The 7,407-nt window shown below is 69.7% G+C and carries 8 protein-coding genes; 3 read left to right on the top strand and 5 right to left on the bottom strand.

The features are described 5' to 3' along the window. Positions 1–54 precede the first annotated feature (54 nt). A complete protein-coding gene (locus ACWGH4_RS07400) occupies positions 55–729 on the bottom strand; it encodes a Crp/Fnr family transcriptional regulator (RefSeq protein WP_005314425.1) in 675 nt (224 codons plus the stop codon). Between the two features lie 316 nt (positions 730–1,045). On the opposite strand from ACWGH4_RS07400, the gene nth reads away from it, so the two are divergent. The 3 genes from nth (at position 1,046) to ACWGH4_RS07385 (ending at position 3,984) form a co-directional block, all read left to right on the top strand. Next, entirely contained in the window at positions 1,046–1,864 is an 819-nt protein-coding gene (gene nth, locus ACWGH4_RS07395) for an endonuclease III (RefSeq protein ID WP_453456847.1), read from the top strand. Positions 1,865–1,922: 58 nt separating this feature from the next. Further along, complete coding sequence (locus ACWGH4_RS07390; RefSeq protein WP_453456844.1) at positions 1,923–2,660, top strand: NUDIX hydrolase; 738 nt, start codon at positions 1,923–1,925, stop codon at positions 2,658–2,660. Positions 2,661–2,775: 115 nt separating this feature from the next. Next, the gene (locus ACWGH4_RS07385; protein WP_453456854.1) at positions 2,776–3,984 is read left to right on the top strand and encodes a MarP family serine protease; all 1,209 of its coding nucleotides are present in this window, start codon (positions 2,776–2,778) and stop codon (positions 3,982–3,984) included. Positions 3,985–4,035: 51 nt separating this feature from the next. Here the strand turns inward: ACWGH4_RS07385 and ACWGH4_RS07380 are convergent, their stop codons facing one another. The 4 genes from ACWGH4_RS07380 to nhaA form a co-directional block, all read right to left on the bottom strand. Beyond that, the gene (locus ACWGH4_RS07380) at positions 4,036–4,227 is read right to left on the bottom strand and encodes a hypothetical protein (RefSeq protein ID WP_453456841.1); all 192 of its coding nucleotides are present in this window, start codon (positions 4,225–4,227) and stop codon (positions 4,036–4,038) included. 126 nt (positions 4,228–4,353) lie between these two features. Next, positions 4,354–5,301 (bottom strand): alpha/beta fold hydrolase, encoded by a 948-nt coding sequence (locus ACWGH4_RS07375; RefSeq protein WP_453456838.1) that lies wholly within the window; start codon positions 5,299–5,301, stop codon positions 4,354–4,356. Positions 5,302–5,356: 55 nt separating this feature from the next. Then, positions 5,357–5,863 (bottom strand): phage holin family protein, encoded by a 507-nt coding sequence (locus tag ACWGH4_RS07370; protein WP_441263556.1) that lies wholly within the window; start codon positions 5,861–5,863, stop codon positions 5,357–5,359. Between the two features lie 55 nt (positions 5,864–5,918). Further along, positions 5,919–7,316: a Na+/H+ antiporter NhaA gene (nhaA, locus tag ACWGH4_RS07365; RefSeq protein WP_453456835.1), complete on the bottom strand. Its 1,398-nt coding sequence runs from the start codon at positions 7,314–7,316 to the stop codon at positions 5,919–5,921. Between the last annotated feature and the right edge of the window lie 91 nt (positions 7,317–7,407).

Genomic DNA, 7,407 nt, shown 5'->3' with positions numbered 1-7,407 from the left:
TCGTGCATGTGCTCGGTGCGCGGGTCGGCGCGGGTGAGCCCGGCGGTCCGTGGCTCAGCGGGAGCGCTTGGCCAGCCGCTCGACGTCCAGCAGGATCACCGCACGGGCCTCCAGCCGCAGCCAGCCGCGCTGTGCGAAGTCGGCCAGCGCCTTGTTCACGGTCTCGCGGGAGGCGCCGACCAGCTGGGCCAGCTCCTCCTGGGTGAGGTCGTGGACGACGTGGATGCCCTCCTCCGACTGCACGCCGAAGCGGCGCGACAGGTCGAGGAGCGCCCGGGCGACACGGCCCGGCACGTCCGAGAAGACCAGGTCGGACATCTGGTCGTTGGTCTTGCGCAGCCGGCGGGCGACTGCGCGCAGCAGTGCCGTCGCCACCTCGGGCCGGACGTTCAGCCAGGGCTGGAGGTCGCCGTGGCCGAGGCCGAGGAGCTTGACCTCGGTGAGGGCGGTGGCGGTCGCGGTGCGCGGCCCGGGGTCGAAGAGGGACAGCTCGCCGATCAGCTCGCCGGGGCCGAGGACCGCCAGCATGTTCTCGCGGCCGTCGGGGGAGGTGCGGTGCAGCTTGACCTTGCCTTCGGTGACCACGTAGAGGCGGTCGCCGGGTTCGCCCTCGTGGAAGAGCGCGTCGCCGCGGGCGAGCGTCGCTTCACTCATCGAGGCGCGGAGCTCCGCGGCCTGCTCGTCATCGAGCGCCGCGAAGAGCGGGGCGCGCCGCAGAACGTCGTCCACGAGTTCTCTCCTTGTCGACCTGCTCAGGGGACGTTGGTCCCATGATGCCGGACTGTGCTGTGCCGGCCCGGGGACACTGTGCCCCCGTGGGGCACCACCGGGGAACGGACCCCGGTAGTAAACAATCGTGCGATCAATCACAACAAGTTTGACGTACCGGCGCGTCTCTCCCTACGGCAGGGGCCCGATCGGGGCCGGATTACGGGGGACCGGGGCGGATGTCGGTGGGGGCCTTTAGGCTGGCCGGGTGTCCAATTCGCCGGTGAGAGCACAGGCCGAGGGGGCTGGCAGCGTGTCCGGTAAGCAGAATTCCGCCGTGGGCGAACAGCAGTCGCCCAGCTCCGGCAAAAGGAAGAAAACGCCCAAATCGGAAACGCGACTGGCCATGGTCCGGCGTGCCCGCCGCATCAATCGCGAGCTCGCCGAGGTCTATCCGTACGCCCATCCGGAGCTCGACTTCGAGAACGCCTTCCAGCTGCTGATCGCCACGGTCCTGTCCGCACAGACCACCGACCTCCGGGTCAACCAGACCACCCCCGCGCTCTTCGCCAAGTACCCCACGCCGGAGGATCTGGCGGCGGCGCAGCCGGAGGAGGTCGAGGAGCTCATCCGCCCGACGGGCTTCTTCCGCGCCAAGACCAAATCGATCATGGGCCTCTCTGCCGCCATCCGGGACAACTTCGGCGGCGAGGTCCCCGGCCGGCTGGAGGACCTGGTCACCCTGCCCGGCGTGGGCCGCAAGACCGCCTTCGTGGTCCTCGGCAACGCCTTCGGCGTCCCGGGTATCACCGTGGACACCCACTTCATGCGCCTCGCCCGGCGCTGGAAGTGGACCGATCAGGACGACCCGGTGAAGATCGAGGCCGAGATCGCCACGATCTTCCCCAAGAGCGAGTGGACGATGCTCTCGCACCGGGTGATCTTCCACGGCCGCCGTGTCTGCCACTCACGCCGGCCCGCCTGCGGCGCCTGTCCGATCACGCACCTCTGCCCTGCCTATGGGGAGGGCGAGACCGACCCCGAGAAGGCCAGGAAACTCCTGAAGTACGAGATGGGCGGCCGGCCCGGCCAGCGCCTCAAGCCGCCCCCTGACTATCCCGGAGAGCCGGCACCCGCCATGGGCCCGATCGAGTGACGTCACCGCCGACGGAACGAACGAGGCCCTCCGGCACGTTGCCCGTGAGGGGGTGCCGATGACACGCACAGGAGAAGACACGTACCAGCGGTTCGAGCAGCACGACGACGGCAAGGTGATCGTGGACGGTGACGTGGTCGTCACCACCGAAGGGCTGCCCGACTGGCTCGGGCCCGTCGTCCGCGCGGCGGAAACCGTCGAGCCCCACCAGCTCAGCCGGTTCCTTCCGCCGGAGAGCGGCCACGGCCGCCAGTCCGCCGTCCTCGTCCTCTTCGGCGAGGGGGCCCGGGGCCCGGAGCTGCTGCTCATGGAGCGGGCGGGAACCCTTCGCTCGCACGCCGGGCAGCCCTCCTTCCCCGGCGGCGCGCTCGACCCCGAGGACGGCGACCCGGCGACCACGGGCCCGCTGCGCGCCGCGCTGCGGGAGGCCGAGGAGGAGACCGGGCTCGACCCCACAGGAGTGCAGACCTTCGGCGTGCTGCCCAAGCTCTACATCCCGGTGAGCAGTTTCGTCGTCACGCCCGTACTGGGATGGTGGCGCACCCCGAGCCCGGTCGGGGCGGTCGATCCCGCCGAGACCGCGCGGGTCTTCACCGTGCCCGTGGCAGATCTCACGGACCCGGCCAACCGTGCGACGGCCGTGCATCCGCGCGGTCACGCAGGGCCCGCGTTCACGGTCGAAGGCGCTCTGGTCTGGGGTTTCACGGCCGGAGTCATCGACCGGATCCTGCACTTCGCAGGCTGGGAACGACCATGGGACCGCACCAAGGAGGTCCCGCTCGACTGGCACGCATGACAGGCTGACCCAGTGATGCGCTCCCGGCGGGGGCGTCACGTCCGAAGCGGCAGTGCGCCGTGGCCACACCCCAGCCGGACAGAGCACCGGCGACGACACTGCGAGGCAAATGACGGTGAACGTGCTGGACATCCTGTTGCTGGTCGCCGCCGTGTGGTTCGCGATCGTCGGCTATCGCCAGGGCTTCGTCGTCGGCATCCTCTCGGTGATCGGCTTTCTCGGCGGCGGACTCGTCGCCGTCTATCTGCTCCCGGTGATCTGGGGCGCACTGACCGATGACTCCGAAGTGTCCACCACCGCCGCGATAGTCGCCGTCGTCATCGTGATCGTCTGCGCCTCCGTCGGCCAGGCCTTCACCACCCACCTCGGCAACAAACTGCGCCGGTTCATCACCTGGTCGCCCGCCCGCGCGCTCGACGCCACCGGCGGCGCCCTGGTCAACGTCGTGGCGATGCTCCTGGTCGCCTGGCTGATCGGCTCGGCGCTCGCCGGCACCTCACTGCCCACCCTGGGCAAGGAGGTCCGCAATTCGAAGGTGCTGCTCGGGGTGTCCCGTGTGATGCCCGATCAGGCCAACACCTGGTTCACGGACTTCTCGTCCGTGCTCGCCCAGAACGGCTTCCCGCAGGTCTTCAGCCCGTTCGCCAACGAGCCCATCACCGAGGTCCAGGCGCCCGACCCGGCGCTCGTAGGCAGCCCCGTGGCGGCGCGTGCGAAGCAGTCCATCGTCAAGGTCGTCGGCACGGCCCCGAGCTGCGGCAAGGTCCTCGAAGGCACCGGCTTCGTCTTCGACGAACGCCGTGTGATGACCAACGCCCACGTCGTCGGAGGCGTCGACGAACCGACCGTGCAGATCGGCGGCGAGGGCCGCCTCTACGACGCCAAGGTCGTCCTCTACGACTGGGAGCGCGACATCGCCGTCCTGGACGTGCCCGACCTCAAGGCCCGCCCCTTGGAGTTCGCCGACTTCGAGGAGGGCGACGCCCGCAGCGGCGACAGCGCGATCGTCGCGGGCTTCCCGGAAAACGGCTCGTACGACGTCCGCTCCGCCCGCGTCCGCGGCCGCATCAACGCCAACGGCCCCGACATCTACCACCGGGGCACCGTCCGCCGCGACGTGTACTCACTGTTCGCGACCGTGCGTCAGGGCAACTCCGGCGGCCCGCTGCTCACGACGGACGGCAAGGTCTACGGCGTCATCTTCGCCAGGTCCCTCGACGACGCCGACACCGGTTACGCCCTGACGGCCGACGAGATCCGCGAGGACATCAGTCTCGGCAGCACGGCCAACCAGCAGGTCGACAGCCAGGGCTGCGCCCTGTAGGGGACGGTGGAAAGGGCGCGGATGCCCGCGGACATGCCCGCTGTGAGGCGGTCAGTCCCGGGGATGGTGCCGCAGGCGCGCGGACACCCAGCGTGCACGGCGCTTCAGGATGCGCGGGATCCCCATCCCCTGGCCCGGAGGGGCGTGATCCTCGCTCGGAAGTCCACTTGTCTCGTGGATGATCGGCCTGCCGGCCGAGCGGCGGTTGCGTGCTGCGTCACCGTAGTCGTGCGTCCAGCCCATACCCGGACGTGTGCCCGTGCCCCATGGTCGGTAACCGTCCGGTGGGCCGCCAATTGGCCTATGCGGCAGGCATGTGGCTGTTCGCAGCACAACCGTTCTCGCGGTGTACGAAATCACCCTGCGGGCCTAGCGGTCGGGCTCCGGGTCCTTGAGCCAGCTGATCAGCTCGTTCGAGAACGCCACCGGATCCTCTTCGTGGGGGAAGTGGCCGAGGCCGTCGAACAGCCGCCACCGGTACGGCGCTTCGACGTACTCGCCGGAACCGGCCGCACTCCGCGTCCGCATCGCCGGATCCAGGGAACCGTGCAGATGCAGGGTGGGAACCCGTACCGGACGCTTCATCCTGCGGTTGAACTGGATCCCGTCGGGCCGGGCCAGCGACCGCACCATCCACCGGTAGGGCTCGATCGAGCAGTGCGCCGTCGACGGGATGCACATGGCCCGGCGGTAGACGTCGACGGCCTCTTCCTCGAGCGGCCTCGGCCCGGACCAGTTTTCGAGCAGCTCACCGACCAAGGCGGCGTCGTCCGCCACCAGTTGCCGCTCCGGGATCCACGGACGCTGGAAGCCCCACACGTAGGAACCCGCGCGGCTCTGCGCGAAGTCGGACAGCATCGCCGAGCGCCAGCGCCGGGGATGCGGCATCGAGGAGACCGCGAGCCGGCGCACCAGCTTCGGCCTCATCACCGCGGCCGTCCACGCCAGATAGCCGCCGAGGTCGTGCCCCACCAGCGCCGCGTCCGGTTCACCCAGCGACCGCACGACACCCGTGATGTCGAGCGCCAGGTTGGCGGGGTCGTAGCCCCGGGGGGTCCGGTCGCTGCCGCCGACGCCGCGCAGGTCCATCGCCACGGCCCGGTACCCCGCGTCGGCGAGCGCCGTCAACTGGTGCCGCCACGTCCACCAGAACTGCGGAAAGCCGTGCAGCAGCATCACCAGCGGTCCGTCGCCCATCTCGGCGATATGGAAGCGGGCACCGTTGGCGGCCACGTCGCGGTGGGTCCAGGGACCGTCGAGGCGTACGGGGCTACCGAGTGCGGAGGGACTGCCGGGGCCGGAATCAGGGACCGTCATGCTGATGAGCGTCCCACAACGCGGCACACCGCGTTCGCGACCCTCCTGTCGAGGATCACGCCGAAACCTTGTCCGAAACCCGGTCCGACGCCGTGCTCCCGGGGGCCTTGGTCAGTTCCACGCGGCGGGGATGCGGCTTGGCGTTGCCCAGCACCGCGGCGGTCTCCTTGGCGGAGGCGACCGTCTTCTGCGGGCCCTTGCCCTTCTTCGCCTTCTTGACGAAGATCACGCCGATCAGGGCGAGGAGACCGGCCACGATGATGTTGGCCGCGAACGAGAGCAGGAAGCAGTACGCCAGATGCCAGCCGCCGCTCCACATGTGGATGAAGTAGGCGAGCGCGAAGCTCAGCATCGGCAACGAGAAGATCAGTACCGCGCCGGCCGCGGTGAACGCGGCGCCTCCCATCCCGGCCTTCTTCGCGTCCTGCCGCAGCTGGGCCTTGGCCAGCGCGATCTCGTCGTGTACGAGCGCGGACATCTCGGCGGTCGCCGAGGCGACCAGCTGGCCGAGACTGCGGTCGGCGCCGACAGCGTTCGCTGTGGTGTTGCCGGGGTCGCTCATCGCTGACTCCCTCTCCTCTTCCACGGGGCCGGTGTTTGTACGGTCCGATGTCAGATCATGCCGGACTGTCGCCGCCGTCGCTCGACACCCCGGCCGCTTCCGCCCTTCTGCGGTGCTCAGCCGCCTTCTCCTCGTAGATCGCGGCCATCCTCAGGTGGTACGCCGGGTCGTCCTGCTCGTAGATGTCAGGGATGCCGGACATGTCCTCGTCGCGCTCCTCCTCGGCCGCCAGCGCCTGGTAGACGCGTACCCGGCGCTTGAGCAGAACAGCCGCGAGGATTGCGGCGATCAGCGAGCCCATCAGGACCGAGGCCTTGACCTGGTCCGTGAGCGTCGCGTCCCCGGTGAACGCGAGTTCGCCGATGAGCAGGGAGACCGTGAAGCCGATGCCCGCGAGCGTGGCGAGCGCCAGCACGTCGGGCCAGGCGAGGTCCTCGTTGAGTTCCGCCTTGGTGAAGCGTGCGGCCAGCCAGGTGCCGCCGAAGATGCCGACCGCCTTGCCGACCACCAGACCGAGGACGACACCGAGGGTCTCCGGCTGGGTGAAGACATCGGCGAGGGACTCGCCGGTGACGGCCACACCCGCGGAGAACAGCGCGAACAGCGGCACGGCGATGCCGGCGGACAGCGGCCGCACGAGATGCTCGATGTGCTCGCCCGGCGAGTGCTCCTCGCCCTCGCGCCGGCTGCAGCGCAGCATCAGACCCATCGCCACACCGGCGATGGTGGCGTGGACGCCGCTGTTGTACATCAGCCCCCACACGACGAGGGCCAGCGGCACATACACGTACCAGCCGTGGACCCCCTTGCGCAGCAGCAGCCAGAACACGGCGAGGCCGACGACGGCCCCGCCGAGGGCCGCGAAATTCAGGTCGTTCGTGAAGAAGACCGCGATGATCAGGATTGCGAACAGGTCGTCGACGACCGCGAGGGTCAGCAGGAAGGCGCGCAGCGCCGACGGCAGCGAGGTGCCGATGACCGCGAGGACGGCCAGTGCGAACGCGATGTCGGTAGCGGTGGGGACGGCCCATCCGGCGGCGGAACCGCCACCGGCGGTGGTGACGACGAGGTAGACGATCGCGGGCATCGCCATGCCGCAGAGCGCGGCGATCACGGGCAGGGCGGCGGCCTTCGGGTCGCGCAGCTCGCCGGCGACCAGTTCGCGCTTGAGTTCTATGCCGGCGACGAAGAAGAAGATCGCGAGCAGCCCGTCGGCCGCCCAGTGCTCGATCGACAGGTCGAGGCCCAGCGACGCGGGTCCGATGTGGAAGTCGCTCACCGAGGTGTAGCTGTCGCCCAGCGGTGTGTTCGCCCAGATCAGCGCGGCGACCGCCGCGAGCAGCAGGAGTACTCCGCCGACCGTCTCCGTGCGCAGAGCGTCCGCGACGTAGTTCCTCTCCGGCAGGGAGAGGCGTCCGAGGACCTTGCGGGGAGTGGGGCTGGGCGCGGCCACGAGATGGAACCTCCGTGCTGGTGGGCAGGACAAAACACTTGCCGACCAGACTTCCCGGCGCACCTTGGAATGCTCATCACGTCATTGACGC

The organism is Streptomyces sp. NPDC054847 (assembly GCF_053610925.1).
The sequence above is the reverse complement of the archived record's forward strand: the minus strand, read 5'-3'. Positions and strand labels throughout refer to the sequence as shown.